This window comes from Streptomyces sp. NPDC001450 (assembly GCF_053597295.1).
On the sequence record NZ_JBSFHY010000036.1, the window covers coordinates 76,276 to 91,341 of the forward strand.

Consider the following 15,066-nt stretch of genomic DNA (forward strand, 5'->3'; position numbering starts at 1 on the left):
GTCGGTGCGGCCCCTTTACTCCCGGGACTGACACGCCTCGACCACGCGCTCGCGCCGGGCGGTTCAGCCCTTCGCCGCGGCGCGGCGGGCGAGGATCGATGCCCGCCGCTCGTCGAACCGGCTGGCCTGGGCGTCCAACTCGGCCAGGTGCATCCCGAGTTCCTCCTGTGCCTTGAGGCCGTCAGGACCCAGACCGCCGCGCTCCATCACCTTCAGATGGCGCAGCACCGGCAGCAGTACGTCGTCGTGGTGGACGCGGAGGTTGTAGATGCCGCCGAGAGCGATCTGCACTGCCGCGCGCTCGAAGCCGGGCATGCCGTGGCCGGGCATGCGGAAGGCGCACACCACCTCGTTGATCGCCTGCATGGCCTGGTCCGGGGCCAGTTCGAGGGCGGCGTCGAGCAGGTTGCGGTAGAAGACCATGTGCAGGTTCTCGTCGTTGGCGACCTGCGCCAGCATCCGGTCGCAGACCGGATCGCCGGAGGAGCGGCCGGTGTTGCGGTGGGAGATCCGGGTGGCCAGTTCCTGGAAGGCGACGTAGGCCACCGTGTGCAGCGGGGAGTGCCGGTTGTCGGAGACGAAGCCGCCGCACATGTGGGTCATCCGCGCCCGCTCCAGCGCCGCCGGGTCCACCGCGCGGGAGGCGAGCAGGTAGTCGCGCAGCACCATCGAGTGGCGGGCCTCCTCAGCCGTCCACTGGTGCACCCAGGTGCCCCACGCGCCGTCCCGGCCGAACAGGGTGGCGATCTCGTGGTGGTAGCTGGGCAGGTTGTCCTCCGTCAGCAGGTTGACCACGAGCGACACCCGGCCCACCTCCGTCAGCGGGGACTGCTCCTGCGACCAGGGTTGTCCGCCCAGCGGGCCGTCGAAGTCGCGGCCCCGGCTCCAGGGCACGTACTCGTGCGGCATCCACTCCCTGAAGACCCGCAGATGGCGGTTGAGCTCCCGCTCGACCACCTCCTCCAGGTCCTTCAGCAACTCGGCATCGGATCGATTCGGGCGGGTGGTACTCACAGGGCCTTCCAGCCTTCGGGCGCGTCGTCCAAACCTACGGTTGCGTAGGTGACGCCACCGTGGGTTTGCCCGCCCGGACGTGTCTGGGGCCGAAAGACCCTATTCCGGCCTGGCCACCGGCTCCCGCGATCGAGCAGCGACCGCGGCAGTGGGCACATCCTTCGGCGTTCCGACCCGCAGACGACGCATCACCTGCCGTCGCCCTTGACGGCGTCACCAGCTGAGCGCGTCCCCGTCGGCTCGCACATCCCGGGCCGGCGCGACCGGGCGCGCGTCGTGGCAGGTGAAGCCGAGCCGGGTCAGTGCCCGGTGCATCTCGGGCACCGTGAAGTCCCGGCGGTTCTGCCGGGTGACCACTTCCCCGACCTGCATCACGGGGTAGACGCGGCGACCGATGCTCACCGTCATGCCGGTGACGGGTTCGGGCGTGATGCCGCTCATGGACTGTTCGACCTCACTCTTGGTCAGGTCGAAGGGGAAACGGGCGATGACACAGCGCATGGATGCCTCCGCAGGAGTCGGGAAGAACGCCGGAGAGGTCGACCGCATGGCGGCGGCCGGACGGGGGTGGACGGGGCCGGACGACGGTCAGGGAGTGAGAGCGAGGATGCCCAAGGCGTAGCCGTGTTCGTCGATCACGGGGGAGACGTCCAGGGTCCGGCCCCGCATGGCGGCTTCCGCCGCGCTGAGCGGGGCCTTGGACGAGGTGAACGGTCCGCGGTCGAGCGGGATGTCCCGCAGCCGCGTCCGATTGCTGTACCACGAGCCGCCGCGGTGCGCGGCGAGCTGGGCCCGGGTGACCAGTCCCGCGCACCGCCCGTCCTCGTCCCGGAGGAGCAGGTGCGGGACGCGCGCACCGATGAGCACGGACAGGGCCACGTCGATCGCCATGTGGTCGTCGACCTGCGGCCCGGGAGCGTGCATGGCGTCGCGGGCGGTCAGACCGGTGCCGTCGGCGCGGTCGGCCTGCTGTGTTCGGGGCGGAAACGGCGTCAAGGGCTTCTCCTCTTCATCGGGGCGGGCAGGGCGGGCGACGGCTCGTCCCGACCGCAGGGAGCGCTTCCCCGTCTTCGGGCTATGGGTTGTTACTCGGTGCGGGCCGGCGGACCCGGGCGGTGGCCCGACCGCTCCCACCACGGCCGGCGGCCCGGCCTCGGCGCCGACCGGCGGATCCGTTGCCCTCACGACGCCCGTCGACCGGTGTGGCGAGGACGACGGGTACGCCGGAGGGGGTCCGGGCACCGGTGATGCGCTGCAGCTCGGCCTCGCCCGGGCGGATCCGGACGGTGCGCGCAGCGATGCCGGCGTCGGCCATGAGGCGGTCCATCGCGCGCCGCTGGTGCGGCAGGACGAGGGTGACCACGGTGCCGGACTCGCCGGCGCGTGCGGTACGGCCGCCGCGGTGGAGGTAGTCCTTGTGGTCGCCGGGAGGGTCGACGTTCACGACGAGGTCCAGGCCCGCGACATGGATTCCGCGGGCGGCGACGTTGGTGGCCACCAGGACCGTGACGTGGCCGTCCTTGAACTGGGCGAGCGTCCGGTTGCGCTGTGTCTGGGATTTGCCGCCGTGCAGGGCCGAGGCACGCACCCCTACGGACAGCAGGTGCTTGGCCAGCCGGTCGGCCGCGTGCTTGGTGTCCAGGAACATGATCACGCGGCCGTCGCGTGCGGCGATCTCGGTCGCGGCGGTGTCCTTGTCGGCGTCGTGCACGTGCAGCAGATGGTGCTCCATGGTGGTGACGGCTCCCGCGGACGGGTCGACCGAGTGCACGACGGGGTCGTGGAGGTAGCGGCGTACCAGGAGGTCGATGTTGCGGTCCAGGGTGGCCGAGAACAGCAACCGCTGTCCATTGGAAGGGACTTGGTCGAGCAGTTCGGTCACCTGCGGCATGAACCCCATGTCGGCCATCTGGTCGGCCTCGTCCAGGACGGTCACGGCGATCCGGTCCAGCCGGCAGTCCCTTCGCTCGATGAGGTCCTTGAGGCGGCCGGGCGTCGCGACGACGACCTCGGCGCCGCCGCGCAGCGCGCTCGCCTGCCGGCCGATCGACATGCCGCCCACCACGGTGGCCAGCCGCAGCTGCAGGGCGCGGGCGTAGGGGGTGAGTGCGTCGGTGACCTGCTGGGCCAGTTCCCGGGTGGGGACGAGGACGAGGGCGAGCGGCTGCCGGGGCTGGGCCCGCTGTCCGTCCAGACGAGCCAGCACCGGCAGGCCGAAGGCGAGCGTCTTGCCCGAGCCGGTACGACCCCGCCCCAGGACGTCCCGGCCGGCCAGCGCGTTCGGCAGTGTGGCCGCCTGGATCGGGAAGGGCACGGCCACGCCCTCGGTGCCGAGCGCGGCCAACAGCCTTGCGGGCATGTCCAGTTCGGCGAACGTCTCGACCGCCGGCAGCGGCTCGGTGAGGGTGACCGGCAGGGCGAACTCCTGCCGGCGCGGGGTGGGACGTGCGCCCTGGCTGCCTTTTCGTCCGGTGCCCGGACGGGGACCCTGGCGGCCCGCCCCCTGCGTACGGAAGCGGCTGCCGGGAGCGGAGCCTGCCGAACGCGTGGACCTTCTGTCCGCGCGGAAGCCACCGGAAGTGCCGTCGGTGCGACGGGTGCGGTTCATCGGAACCTTCCTCGATGCGGCGTATCGAGGAATTCCGTCCGACGGTGGTGACCGTACGAGGATTCGCAAGAATGAGCCGAAGAAAAATAGAAGTGCCGCGCCTCGTGGCGCTGAAGCCGGGGCGGCCGGCGATCCGGACAGTCCGGAAAGCGGTAAAACAATGGGCTGGGGCCCGCACCCCAAGAGTGCGGGCCCCAGCCATGTGATGCGCGAACCACTGGCTCGCGACGGTTCGCGTCAGTGTCAGGCGGGAACGATGTTCTCGGCCTGCGGGCCCTTCTGGCCCTGCGTGACGTCGAAGGTCACCTTCTGGCCTTCCTGAAGCTCGCGGAAGCCCTGGGTGGCGATGTTCGAGTAGTGGGCGAAGACGTCGGGGCCGCCACCCTCCTGCTCGATGAAGCCGAAGCCCTTTTCCGCGTTGAACCACTTCACGGTGCCAGATGCCATATTGAATCTCCCTTGGGGGGCAGTGCCGGACTCCGCACTTTGCGAAGCCGAGTCGCCGCGATGATCACCCCTCCGGAAAGATCCGGAAAGCTCTGCAAAGAACAAAATCTCTGGTAACCAAAACTGCAACTGCTATCACGCTAACACAGGTGGGGTGGCAGAACCTCTGCGTTTTCCCGAGCGTCTGGTCATTCTTGTCCCGCGGGGTCCGTAATTCTGTACTGGCGGGACCAGGTATCCGCGCCGCGCGGGAGATGATGCGGCAGTTCATGGCCGCGTGACCCTGCCGGGAGGAGGGAGCCGAGGGGGAGCCGAGGGCACCCTCCGGCGGCTGATCGCGGATCGGCACATCCGGTACGTCCACTCTTCTTCGAGCCCGGCTCGAGCAGTCGGAGCGAGCCTGCTGGAACCTTCGGCGCGGTTCCGCCGGAGAGCGCGAGCTCCGTTACGCGAAAGGAACGAACTGCGATGTTCTGCATGGAGGGAAGCCGGGGTCGGCTGCGGCGTCTGCCCACGGGGCACCGCCCCGGCTCCACTCGCGCCCGGAGTACCCGATGACCAGGCGCGTAGTGATCACTGGTATCGGTGTCCGTGCCCCGGGCGGCTCCGGAACGAAGGAGTTCTGGGACCTGCTGTCCTCAGGGCGTACCGCCACTCGCACGATCTCGGCCTTCGACGCCGGCGCCTTCCGTTCCCGCATCGCGGGCGAAGTGGACTTCGACGCGGTGGCCGAGGGGCTGAGTCCCCGGGAGATCCGCCGGATGGACCGGGCCAGCCAGTTCGCCGTCGTCTGCACGCGTGATGCGGTGGCCGACAGCGGGCTGGAGTTCGACGTGGTCGACCCGGCCCGGATCGGCGTCAGCCTCGGCAGCGCGGTCGCCTCCGCCACCAGCCTGGAGAACGAGTATCTGGTCATGTCGGACGCGGGCCGCAAGTGGCTCGTCGACATGGACTACATGTCCCCACACATGTTCGACTATCTGAGCCCGGGCGTGATGCCCGCCGAGGTCGCCTGGGCGGTGGGCGCGGAGGGCCCGGCGACCATGGTGTCGGACGGCTGCACCTCCGGACTCGACGCGGTGGGCTACGGTGTCCAGCTCATCCGGGAGGACTCCGCCGACATCGTTCTGGCCGGTGCCGCGGACACGCCGATCTCGCCCATTGTCGTCGCCTGCTTCGACGCGATCAAGGCGACAACTCCGCGCAACGACGATCCCGCCCGGGCATCCAGGCCCTTCGACGGCTCCCGTAACGGCTTCGTGCTGGCCGAGGGCGCCGCGATGTTCGTGCTCGAGGAGTACGAGCGGGCGGTGCGCCGCGGCGCCCACATCTACGCGGAGGTCGGCGGCTACGCGACCCGCTGCAACGCCTACCACATGACGGGCCTGAAGACGGACGGCCGTGAGATGGCCGAGGCCATCCGGGTCGCGCTCGACGAGTCCCGGACCGACCCCACCGGCATCGACTACGTCAACGCTCACGGATCGGGGACCAAGCAGAACGACCGGCACGAAACCGCCGCGTTCAAGCGCAGCCTCGGCCCGCACGCCTACGACGTCCCGGTGAGCTCCATCAAGTCGATGGTCGGGCACTCGCTCGGAGCCATCGGATCGATCGAGATCGCCGCGTGCGCGCTGGCCATCAGGCACAACGTGGTGCCACCGACCGCCAACCTGCACATTCCCGATCCCGAGTGCGACCTGGACTACGTGCCGCTGACCGCGCGCGAACAGCGGGTGGACACCGTCCTGACCGTCGGCAGCGGTTTCGGCGGGTTCCAGAGCGCCATGGTCCTCCACCGTCCCAAGGGAGCATCGGCATGAGCGCCACGGTGATCACTGGAATCGCGGTCGCCGCGCCGACCGGGCTCGGCAGCGACCAGCACTGGAAGGCCGTGCTGGCCGGCGAGAGCGGGATCAGCGAGCTCACCCGCTTCGACACGTCGGGCTACACCTCCCGGCTGGCCGGTCAGATCACGGACTTCGACGCCAAGGAACACCTGCCGAGCAGGCTGCTGCCGCAGACCGACGTGTCGACCCGGTACGCGCTCGCCGCCGCCGACTGGGCGCTGGCGGACGCCGCCGTGGGGCCGGACACGCTCGCGGACTACAGCATGGGCGTGGTCACCTCGAACGCCCAGGGCGGATTCGACTTCACCCACCGTGAGTTCCGCAAGTTGTGGAGCAAGGGACCGGAGTTCGTCAGCGTCTACGAGTCCTTCGCCTGGTTCTACGCGGTCAACACCGGCCAGATCTCCATCCGCAACGGCATGCGCGGGCCGAGCGCCGCCCTCGTCGCCGAGCAGGCAGGGGGCCTCGACGCCCTCGGGCATGCCCGCCGTACCGTCCGCAACGGCACCGAACTGGTGCTCGCCGGCGGGGTCGACTCCGCCTTCGACCCATGGGGCTGGGCCTCGCAACTGGCCGGCGGCCGGGTCAGCACCGTGGACGACCCGGCGGCGGCCTACCTGCCGTTCGACCGCAGGGCGAGCGGATACGTGCCCGGCGAGGGCGGCGGCATCCTCATCGTCGAGAACGCCGACTCGGCCGCCCGGCGCGGCGCCCCGCAGATCTACGGTGAGATCGCCGGCTACGCGTCCACGTTCGACCCGCGGCCGGGCTCCGACCGGCCCCCCACGCTGCGCCGGGCCGCCGAACTCGCCCTCGCCGACGCCGGGCTGCGGCCCGACGACATCGACGTGGTGTTCGCCGACGCCGCCGGTCTGCCGGGACTGGACCGCGCCGAGGCCCAGGCCATCACCGAGATCTTCGGGCTGAAGGGGGTCCCGGTGACCGCGCCGAAGGCCCTCACCGGCCGGATGTACGCGGGCGGCGGCCCGGTCGATGTCGTCACCGCCCTGCTGAGCATCCGCGACCAGGTCGTACCGGCGACCGCGCACACCGCCGACGTGCCGGAGGAGTACGGGCTCGACGTGGTCCGCCACGAGGCACGGAGCATGCCCGTCAAAGCGGTCCTGATCCTCGCCCGCGGCCGCTGGGGGTTCAACTCGGCCCTCGTTGTGACCGCATCCACTCGCTGAACAGGCAACAACGCAGGAGGAATCACCACCCATGGCAATGATGGACATCGAAGACCTGCGCCGCATCCTCGTGGCGTGCGCGGGCGAGGACGACGCGGCCGACCTCAGCGGCGACATCCTCGACATGACGTTCCAGGACCTCGGTTACGACTCGCTGGCGATGATGGAGACAGCGGCCCGTATCACCCAGGAGTACGGAGTGGACCTCTCGGACGACGAGATCACCGAGGTCGCCACCCCGCGGGCCCTGCTCGATCTGGTCAACCGGTCCGTCGCCGCGACCGCCTGATCCCTTTCCCATCCCCTCGGACGGTGCCCGTACCCCGCAGGCCGCGGGTGCGGGCACCGTCGTCGTTCCGCGTCCGCCCGGCAGACCGAAGGAGTTCATCGTCCATGACGAACCGGCACCGCACCGAACACACCCTGACCGTGTCCGCGCCGCCCCGCACGCTCTACGACCTGGTGGCGGACGTGACCCTGTGGCCCGCGGCGTTCGGGCCGACCGTGTACGTACGGCACTTCGAACACACCCCACGACAGGAGCGCTTCCAGCTGTGGGCCGTGGTCAATGGACAGGTCACCAGCTGGGTCTCCCGGCGCACCCTGCACCCCGAAGAGCTGCGGATCGTCTTCCACCAGGAGCACAGCCGACCGCCGTTCGCCTCCATGAGCGGTGAGTGGATCTTCCGCGAGCTGCCCGACGGACGCTGCCAGATCGTCCTGGTGCACGACTTCGCCCCGGTTGACGACAGCCCGCAGACGCTGGCCTCGATCATGGCGGCGCTGGACCGCAACAGCCCCGAGGAACTGGCCGCGCTCGCCCGGCTGTCGGGCCTGGGTCACCCGCTGCAGGAGGTGATCTTCTCGTTCACCGACGTCCTGCCGCTGCGCGCGGGCGTGGCCGAGGCCTACGACTTCATCCACCGCGCCGACCTGTGGGCCGAGCGGCTGCCGCACGTCGGCAGCGTCCGGCTCAGCGAGCCGTCCCCGGGCGTCCAGGAGCTGGAGATGGAAACCGTGACGGCGGACGGCTCCGCACACACGACCCGCTCGTTCCGGGTGTGCCAGGACGGGGAGTGGATCGCCTACAAGCAGCTGAGGATGCCGAAGCTGTTGCTCGGCCACAGCGGCCTGTGGACCTTCTCCGACGGTGACGAGGGACCGGTGGCGACCGCCCACCACACGGTGGCCCTGAACCCGGCCGCGGTGACCGAGGTACTCGGGGCGGGCAGCACCCTCGGCGACGCCCGCGCCTACATCCGCGAGGCACTCGGCAACAACAGCAGGACGACCCTGTCGTACGCGGCCGCGGCCGCCCAGGGCAGCCGCTGATCCGGAACGACGAAGGGGCGGTCCGCACCAGCGGACCGCCCCTTCGTGTGTCTGTGGCCGGATCAGTGATCGCTGCCGGCCGCGGCCGCCGGGACGCTGGAGACGACGTACCGGCTCATGTCCAGTCCGGCGCCCTGGCCGAACAGCCGGTTCCCGGGCGCGCTGGCGTTGTCGTAGAACGTCTGCGGGACCGGAGCGCCGGCCCGCGGGCCGTAGTAGTGGTTCGGGGCGTTGGTCAGCCGGATCAGGGCCGAGTCGTCGGTGCTGCCGGGCCGGCCGCCGTCCATGATCGTGAACAGGCCCATGCCGCAGCTGAGCTGGCGCGGCGCCGCCGCCATGTCCGTGCCGCCGTTGTCGAGCATCATGTTCTTCCGGGACGGGAGGCGGTATCCGATGCGGTCCACGGTGTAGACCACGCGTCCGTCGAGCACCCAGCGCACCACACCGGCGGACCGGTCGTAGGAGATCTTGAAGTGGTGCTGCCGGCCGGGCGCGGTGGACGCCACCGGGATCGCGTATGTGAAGGCGGCGTAGTCGCCCAGCTTCGCGCGGTTGTCGGGGACCCGCTCGTAGAAGGCGTAGACCCGCTTGTTCGTCACGAAGAAGTCGAAGATCATCGACGTCTCCGGGTCGAGGACCGGCATGCCCACCGAGGCCAGCCGCAGATCGTCATCCGGGTCGGCCACCCGGCCCCCGAACGGATGCGCCTGGGTGCCGTAGGTCCGGCCCGACATCCAGGTCTCGCAGGAGAGCACCCGGCCGGGCTCCGCGTCGAAGCCCTGGTAGCCCGCCGACGAGGTGTGGTTGGTGAACGCCAGCCACTTGACGTGGTCCAGATTGCCCGGCAGTCCCGAGCCGTCGCTGTTCTCCTGGCCCACGGTGTGGGTGAAGGCCGGATCGCCCGTGGTCGGGTTGACGCCGCCGGAGACGAGGTGGAGACCGTTCTTGGAGGTCGATGTCTTCCCGTCGTCCGTCACGAAGGAGCCGATCGTGGGGAAGGTCCAGCGGGCATCGGGTCCCGAGGAGGAGAAACCGCCCCGGAAGTCGTCCCATGTGATGCGGTACGAGGTCGAGTCCGCCCCCTTGTCGGCCGCGGCCGCCGGAACGGTACCGGTCACCGCCGCGCAGCACAGCGCCGTGGCTGTCAGCAGCCGCCTCAGACTCCTCTTACGTGCCATGGAAACGCGCTCACCTTCTCTTACACGGGGACGGGCCCCGGCAGTGGTCGTGTCGTGGTGGGCCGAGGGCGGCCCGTCAGGTGCCCAGGCCCTGGCGCAGGGCGTGGACCTGGTCGGTGATCATCCGGCGGGAGACCTCCGCGTCGATCGCCACGGAACCGTGGAAGGTTCCCGGGTAGTGACGCAATTCGGTGCGCACACCGGCCTGGATCAGCCGGTGGGCGTACCCGATCCCCTCGTCCCGCAGCGGGTCGAACTCGCAGACCATGACGAAGGCGGGGGGAAGGCCGCCCAGATCGTCGGCGCGGGCCGGGGCGGCGAGCGCCGGGACCGCGCCGGTTCCCGGTTCGGCGGTCCCCGTCAGGTAGTACCGCCAGCTCAACTGGGCCCCGGCGCGGTTCCACTTGGGGGTGTCCGTGAACGAACGCGCGGAGAGGGTGTCCAGCCGGTCGTCGAGCTCCGGCTGGAAGAGGCACTGGAAGCTCAGCCGTGGGCCGCCGCGGTCACGGGCCAACAGGGTCAGCGCCGCCGCGAGACCACCGCCGGCGCTCTCGCCGCCCACCCCGATGCGGTCGGGATCGACGCCGAGTTCTCCAGCGTTGCGCGCGGTCCACTCCAGCGCGGCGCAGCAGTCGAACAGGGCGGCCGGATAGGGGTCTTCCGGAGCGTTGCGGTAACCGACCGACACCACGACCGCACCGACCCGGTCGGCGAGCCGCAGTGCCGTGGAGTGGATGGAGTCCAGGTCGCCGAAGACGAAACCGCCCCAGCGCAGATAGAGCAACGCGGGCAGCGGCCCGGTCCGCCCGGCGGGCCGGTAGACGCGCACCGCGACCGAGGGGGCGCCGGGCGGACCGGGGACGGTCCGGTCCGTCACCTCCACCGGCTGCTCGGGTTCGTAGGCGGGAGCGTTGTCCGTCGCCGCACGCAGCAGCGTGCGCGCCGCGGCGAGATCGCGGTAGTCGACGGCCGGGAACTTGGCTGCCCAGGGGGCCAGCTCAGGGTCGTAGTCGTACTCCACGGCAGACCTTCCAGGAGGGGCGAACCGTGGTGCCCGGCCGCCGCCGCGGCCGGGCACCGTCCTTCAGGAAAACGTCGTCTGGCGCCGGATCCGGCGTCAGACGGTGATGACGACCTTGCCGACGGGGTGCTTGCCCGCAGCGAAGTCGCCGTAGGCCTGCGCGGCGTCTGCGAGCGGGTACGTGCCGCTGACGTGGACGGTCAGCTCGCCCGCCGCGACCTTGGCGACCAGCTCCTCGAGCCGGCCGATGCCGTTCTCCACTCCCACGTGCACCGGCGTCACGTCCCGCTCGAGGGAGTCGGGAACGCCGATCGAGGAGACCAGCCGGCCGCCCGGGCGGACCGCGGCGGCCGTCTTCTCGACTGCGGGGCCGCCGTTGACGAGGTCGATGACCACGTCTACGCCGCCCGGGTACAGGCGCAGGGCCTCGGTGACGGGGTCGGCGGAGGTGTAGTCGACTGCGTGCGCGGCACCGAGTTTCCGTACGTGGTCGAGGGCGGACGGCGTCGCGGTGGCGACCACCTCGGCGCCGGCGCCGGCCGCCAGCTGCACCAGATAGGAACCGATACCGCCGGTGGCGCCGACGATCAGCACGCTCTGGCCGGCCGTGAGGCCGGAGGCCTCCAGCAGGGCGGCCGCGGTCATCCCGGAGACCGGCAGCGCCGCGGCGCTGACCGCGTCCACGGACTCGGGCCGGTGGACGAGCCCCGGGCCGTCGGCGACGATCGTCAGCTCGGCCAGGGTGCCCGTCGTGTCGTGCGTGAACGCCACGACCTTGTCGCCGGGAGCGAATCGCGTCACACCGGCACCGACGGCCTCAACGACGCCGGCCGCGTCCATGCCGGGCACGAAGGGGTGTTCGACGGGCATCACCTGGCGCAGCCGGCCGGTGATCAGGATGACGTCGATCGGGTTGAGCCCCGCCGCCTCCACCCGCACCAGCACCTGGCCGGGCCCGGGCGTGGGGGTTGCCGTGTCGGTGACCGTAAGCTGGTCGACGGGGGCGTACGACTGGGCGATGACTGCCTTCAAGGACTGTGCTCCTTAATAGCGAGGTTGTGCGGAGGACATGCCTGCCGGACGCTGCGGTGATACGGGGGCGGGCACGCGCTGCCAGGTCAGCCTGCGGCGTTGCGGACGGCCGTCGATGATCGCGACACCGTGCAAAACGAGCCGGTCACCGTCGAGTTCGGCCTCCCGCGTCAGCTCGGTACCGACCTGGAAGGGATGGGCGCTCACGCTGACGTCGTGCTTGACCACACCGTCGGCCAGCCGCCATGTGCCGGCGTAGCCCATGAAGACCGTGGCAGACGCGGGAACGGTCGCGTGATCGCCCCGCATCATCGACACCGACATGTGCCCGTGGTCGCCGTAGATCAGCAGGCCCTGGGGGTCGGGTCCCAGCGGGCCCTCACGGCTGCCCCCCGCCTCGTCGAGATCGACGTAGGAGATCAGGCGCCACACGCCGATCAGGTCCTCCACAGCCCACCGCACCCTGTCTCCCTGCGTCCGGGTACTTGGGGTGTCCGCGCCCGAGCGCGGCCCCCGCACCGACAACGGTATGCACGCAACACCGCCCCAGATATAGGGAGTTCCGGTCGAGTGCGACTCGAGCGAGGCTCGCGCGACGGCGGCCGGGACGGGTTCCAGCGGTGTTCAAGCCACCTTCCACCGCGTCTCGCCAGGGTCGGCGCCACCAGCGAGACCAAGGAGTGTGCAGGGATGCCCGAGCGAACCCTTCCGAACACCGGTCTGCTGTCCGCCGCGAAGGACGTCGCGCAGGCAGCCGAGCGGAGCGCGGCCGCGGCGGAGGCCAACCGCCGGCTCGACGCCGAGGTGGTGAAGGAGGTGGTCGCGGCCGGTTTCGCCCGGCACTTCGTCCCGCTCGACGTGGGCGGAAACGCGGGCACGTTCACGGAGTTGAGCGAGGCCGTCGTCACCGTCGGCGCCTCCTGCGCCGCCACCGCCTGGTGTGCCTCGCTCTTCGCGAACCTGGCCCGGATGGCAGCGTTCCTGCCCGCCGAGGGCTACCGGGAGATCTGGGCCGATGGCCCCGACGCGGTGGTGGTCGGCTCGCTCACTCCGGCCGGAAAGGCGACCGAGGTGCCCGGCGGCTGGCGGCTGGCCGGCGCGTGGCCCTACATCAGCGCGGTCGACTTCTCCGACTGGGCGCTGGTCGCCGGTATGGCCGCGACCGACGGTGAGCCGCAGGCACTGATGTTCGCCGTCCCGCGCTCCGCGTACTCCGTCGTGGACTCCTGGTCCAGCGTCGGCATGCGGGCCACGGGCAGCAACACCCTGGTGCTCGACGAGGTGTTCGTACCCACACCGCGCGCCTTCCGCCGGGAGGACCTGTTCGCGGGACGGGCCGTGGACTCCACCGCCGCCTGCCACAGCGTGCCGCTGCAGGCGGCCAACGGCCTGTCGTTCGCCACGCCGACGCTCGGCGCGGCCCAGGGCGCACTGCGCACGTGGTCGCAGTACATCGGCGAGAAGCTGCGGACGGCCTCGGTTCCGGGCCGGCCGCCGGTCAACCGGGCGGCGCACGAGCAGACGCTCAGCCGGTCGTCCGGGGAGATCGACGCCGCCCAGCTGCTGCTGGAGCGGGCGTCCGCCGTGGCCGATCTGGGTGCGGCCGTGAGCCCGCTGCAGACGGCGCGCAACCTGCGCGACTGCTCGCTTGCGGTGCAGCAACTGGTTTCCGCGGTGGACCGGCTCTTCCGCGCCGGCGGTACCAGCGGGCAGTCCGAGCACAGTCCGATGCAGCGCTTTTGGCGGGACGTCAACTCGGCCGCGACGCATGTCGCGTTGCAGTTCGAGGCTGCCGCCGGTGTGTACGGGGGAGAGGTGTTCCCCTCCTGAAAAACCCACCAAGGGGAAGCCGGTCCGGCTACGCCGGACTGGCGCCGGGGGATCCCCCAGGGGAGCACGAAGCACGAAGAGAGACGCAATGAACAGCCGACGAGAGATGCTCAAGCTGATGGTGGCCACGGGGGGTGCCCTGGTGGTGACCGGCGGCCTGGCCGCGCGGAACCTGCGCCAGGACACCCTGCCGGTCGCCGGTACCGTACCCGCCCTGGCGGGCCCGATCACGCCCTTCCAGGTGGCGATGCCGGTACCGAAGGTGCTCCAGCCGACCAGCCGTTCCACCACGACCGACTACTACACGCTGGATGTGCAGCAGGCGGTCACCGAGATCATGCCCGGCAAGAAATCGACGGTTCTCACCTACGGGGGGTCGCTGCCCGGCCCCGTCATCCGAGCCCGCTCCGGCCGCACGGTGGTGGTCCGGCAGACCAACCGCATCGGCGACGGCACCTCGATGCATCTGCACGGCGCCGTGGTGGACCCGGAGAACGACGGTGGTCCGATGGACCTGATCGCCCCCGGCTCCACCCGAACGTACACGTACCCGAACAAGCAGGTCGCGACGACGCTCTGGTACCACGACCACGCGCACATGACCGACGCCGAGCACGTCTACCGCGGCATGTCCGGCTTCTATCTCCTCGGCGACGCGAACGAGGACGCGCTGGGCCTGCCGAGTGGCGGCTACGACGTGCCCATCATGATCCGTGACGTCGGCCTCAACGACGACGGCTCCCTCTACTTCGACCACCTGTTCACCTCGCGCCCGCAGATCCTGGTGAACGGCAAGCCGCAGCCGTACTTCCGGGTCCGCGCCCGCAAGTACAGGCTGCGTCTGGTCAACGGTTCGAATCTGCGCCCGTTCGAGTTCAAGCTCTCCAACGGTGACTCGTTCCAGCAGATCGGCAGCGACCGCGGGCTGCTGCCGGCGCCCGTCACGACGACCAGCCTGCCGCTGTCGCCGGGCGAACGGGCCGACATCGTCGTGGACTTCTCCAGGTACTCCGCCGGCACCCGGATCGTGCTGGAGAACACCCTGTTCCCGACGGACACCACCGCCCAGATCATGCGGTTCGACGTCGGCGACGCCGCAGGGGACACCAGCCGGGTGCCCGGCAAGCTGGCCACGCTGCCCGCCCTCGGCACACCCACGGTCACCCGCGCATTCTCGCTCGCCCTCGACCCGGCGACCGGCGCGGGCCTCATCAACGGGCGTGAGTTCGACATGGACCGGGTGGACTTCACCGTCAAGCAGGGAGCCACCGAAGTCTGGGAGATCAGCAACGTCGACCAGATCCCGCACAACTTCCACATCCACCTGGTCGACTTCCGTGTCCTCGACATCGACGGCACGCCGCCCAGGGCGGGCGAGGCGGGGCTCAAGGACATCGTGAGCGTCATGCCGGGCCAGAAGGCCCGCATCCAGGTGAGCTTCGCCTACCCCTACCTGGGCCGTTACTACTACCACTGCCATCTCATCGACCACGGAGCCATGGGCATGATGGGCCAGTTCGACATCGTCCGCTCCTGACGAGGCCCACGCGCCCGCGTACCGAAC

Annotated in this window: 15 protein-coding genes; 6 read left to right on the forward strand and 9 right to left on the reverse strand. The window is 70.5% G+C overall.

Annotated features, from left to right (window positions below):
• Positions 1 to 63: 63 nt before the first annotated feature.
• The 5 genes from ACWC5O_RS32745 to ACWC5O_RS32765 form a co-directional block, all read right to left on the reverse strand.
• Positions 64 to 1,014, reverse strand: a complete 951-nt coding sequence (locus tag ACWC5O_RS32745; protein ID WP_450581141.1) for an acyl-ACP desaturase — start codon at positions 1,012 to 1,014, stop codon at positions 64 to 66.
• A gap of 213 nt (positions 1,015 to 1,227) precedes the next feature.
• On the reverse strand, positions 1,228 to 1,515 hold the full coding sequence (locus ACWC5O_RS32750) for an SCO5918 family protein (protein ID WP_450581140.1): 288 nt from the start codon (positions 1,513 to 1,515) through the stop codon (positions 1,228 to 1,230).
• Between the two features lie 87 nt (positions 1,516 to 1,602).
• Positions 1,603 to 2,010, reverse strand: a complete 408-nt coding sequence (locus ACWC5O_RS32755) for a CBS domain-containing protein (RefSeq protein ID WP_450581139.1) — start codon at positions 2,008 to 2,010, stop codon at positions 1,603 to 1,605.
• Positions 2,011 to 2,089: 79 nt separating this feature from the next.
• Positions 2,090 to 3,622: a DEAD/DEAH box helicase gene (locus ACWC5O_RS32760; protein ID WP_450581138.1), complete on the reverse strand. Its 1,533-nt coding sequence runs from the start codon at positions 3,620 to 3,622 to the stop codon at positions 2,090 to 2,092.
• Between the two features lie 243 nt (positions 3,623 to 3,865).
• Complete coding sequence (locus tag ACWC5O_RS32765) at positions 3,866 to 4,069, reverse strand: cold-shock protein (protein WP_031482971.1); 204 nt, start codon at positions 4,067 to 4,069, stop codon at positions 3,866 to 3,868.
• A 554-nt stretch (positions 4,070 to 4,623) separates the two neighbouring features.
• Here ACWC5O_RS32765 and ACWC5O_RS32770 point away from each other — a divergent pair.
• From ACWC5O_RS32770 to ACWC5O_RS32785, 4 genes are all read left to right on the forward strand, one after another.
• The gene (locus tag ACWC5O_RS32770; protein ID WP_450581137.1) at positions 4,624 to 5,892 is read left to right on the forward strand and encodes a beta-ketoacyl-[acyl-carrier-protein] synthase family protein; all 1,269 of its coding nucleotides are present in this window, start codon (positions 4,624 to 4,626) and stop codon (positions 5,890 to 5,892) included.
• Positions 5,889 to 7,109: a ketosynthase chain-length factor gene (locus tag ACWC5O_RS32775; protein WP_450581136.1), complete on the forward strand. Its 1,221-nt coding sequence runs from the start codon at positions 5,889 to 5,891 to the stop codon at positions 7,107 to 7,109. The genes ACWC5O_RS32770 and ACWC5O_RS32775 overlap by 4 nt, the downstream gene beginning before the upstream one ends.
• Before the next feature lie 31 nt (positions 7,110 to 7,140).
• Positions 7,141 to 7,398 (forward strand): acyl carrier protein, encoded by a 258-nt coding sequence (locus ACWC5O_RS32780; RefSeq protein WP_450581135.1) that lies wholly within the window; start codon positions 7,141 to 7,143, stop codon positions 7,396 to 7,398.
• A 104-nt stretch (positions 7,399 to 7,502) separates the two neighbouring features.
• On the forward strand, positions 7,503 to 8,441 hold the full coding sequence (locus ACWC5O_RS32785) for an aromatase/cyclase (RefSeq protein ID WP_450581134.1): 939 nt from the start codon (positions 7,503 to 7,505) through the stop codon (positions 8,439 to 8,441).
• Between the two features lie 62 nt (positions 8,442 to 8,503).
• Here ACWC5O_RS32785 and ACWC5O_RS32790 read toward each other — a convergent pair whose 3' ends face one another.
• The 4 genes from ACWC5O_RS32790 to ACWC5O_RS32805 form a co-directional block, all read right to left on the reverse strand.
• On the reverse strand, positions 8,504 to 9,619 hold the full coding sequence (locus ACWC5O_RS32790; RefSeq protein WP_450581133.1) for a DUF6081 family protein: 1,116 nt from the start codon (positions 9,617 to 9,619) through the stop codon (positions 8,504 to 8,506).
• A gap of 76 nt (positions 9,620 to 9,695) precedes the next feature.
• Positions 9,696 to 10,640, reverse strand: a complete 945-nt coding sequence (locus tag ACWC5O_RS32795) for an alpha/beta hydrolase (protein ID WP_450581132.1) — start codon at positions 10,638 to 10,640, stop codon at positions 9,696 to 9,698.
• A gap of 96 nt (positions 10,641 to 10,736) precedes the next feature.
• Positions 10,737 to 11,672, reverse strand: a complete 936-nt coding sequence (locus ACWC5O_RS32800; protein ID WP_450581131.1) for an NADP-dependent oxidoreductase — start codon at positions 11,670 to 11,672, stop codon at positions 10,737 to 10,739.
• Between the two features lie 12 nt (positions 11,673 to 11,684).
• Positions 11,685 to 12,134, reverse strand: a complete 450-nt coding sequence (locus tag ACWC5O_RS32805; RefSeq protein ID WP_450581130.1) for a lipocalin-like domain-containing protein — start codon at positions 12,132 to 12,134, stop codon at positions 11,685 to 11,687.
• 228 nt (positions 12,135 to 12,362) lie between these two features.
• Between ACWC5O_RS32805 and ACWC5O_RS32810 the strand changes: the two genes are divergently transcribed.
• Together ACWC5O_RS32810 and ACWC5O_RS32815 are read left to right on the forward strand one after the other, a co-directional pair.
• Positions 12,363 to 13,502: a hydrolase gene (locus ACWC5O_RS32810; protein ID WP_450581129.1), complete on the forward strand. Its 1,140-nt coding sequence runs from the start codon at positions 12,363 to 12,365 to the stop codon at positions 13,500 to 13,502.
• An 88-nt stretch (positions 13,503 to 13,590) separates the two neighbouring features.
• Positions 13,591 to 15,039, forward strand: coding sequence for a multicopper oxidase family protein (locus tag ACWC5O_RS32815; RefSeq protein ID WP_450581128.1), 1,449 nt, complete (start codon positions 13,591 to 13,593; stop codon positions 15,037 to 15,039).
• The last annotated feature ends 27 nt before the right edge of the window (positions 15,040 to 15,066 follow it).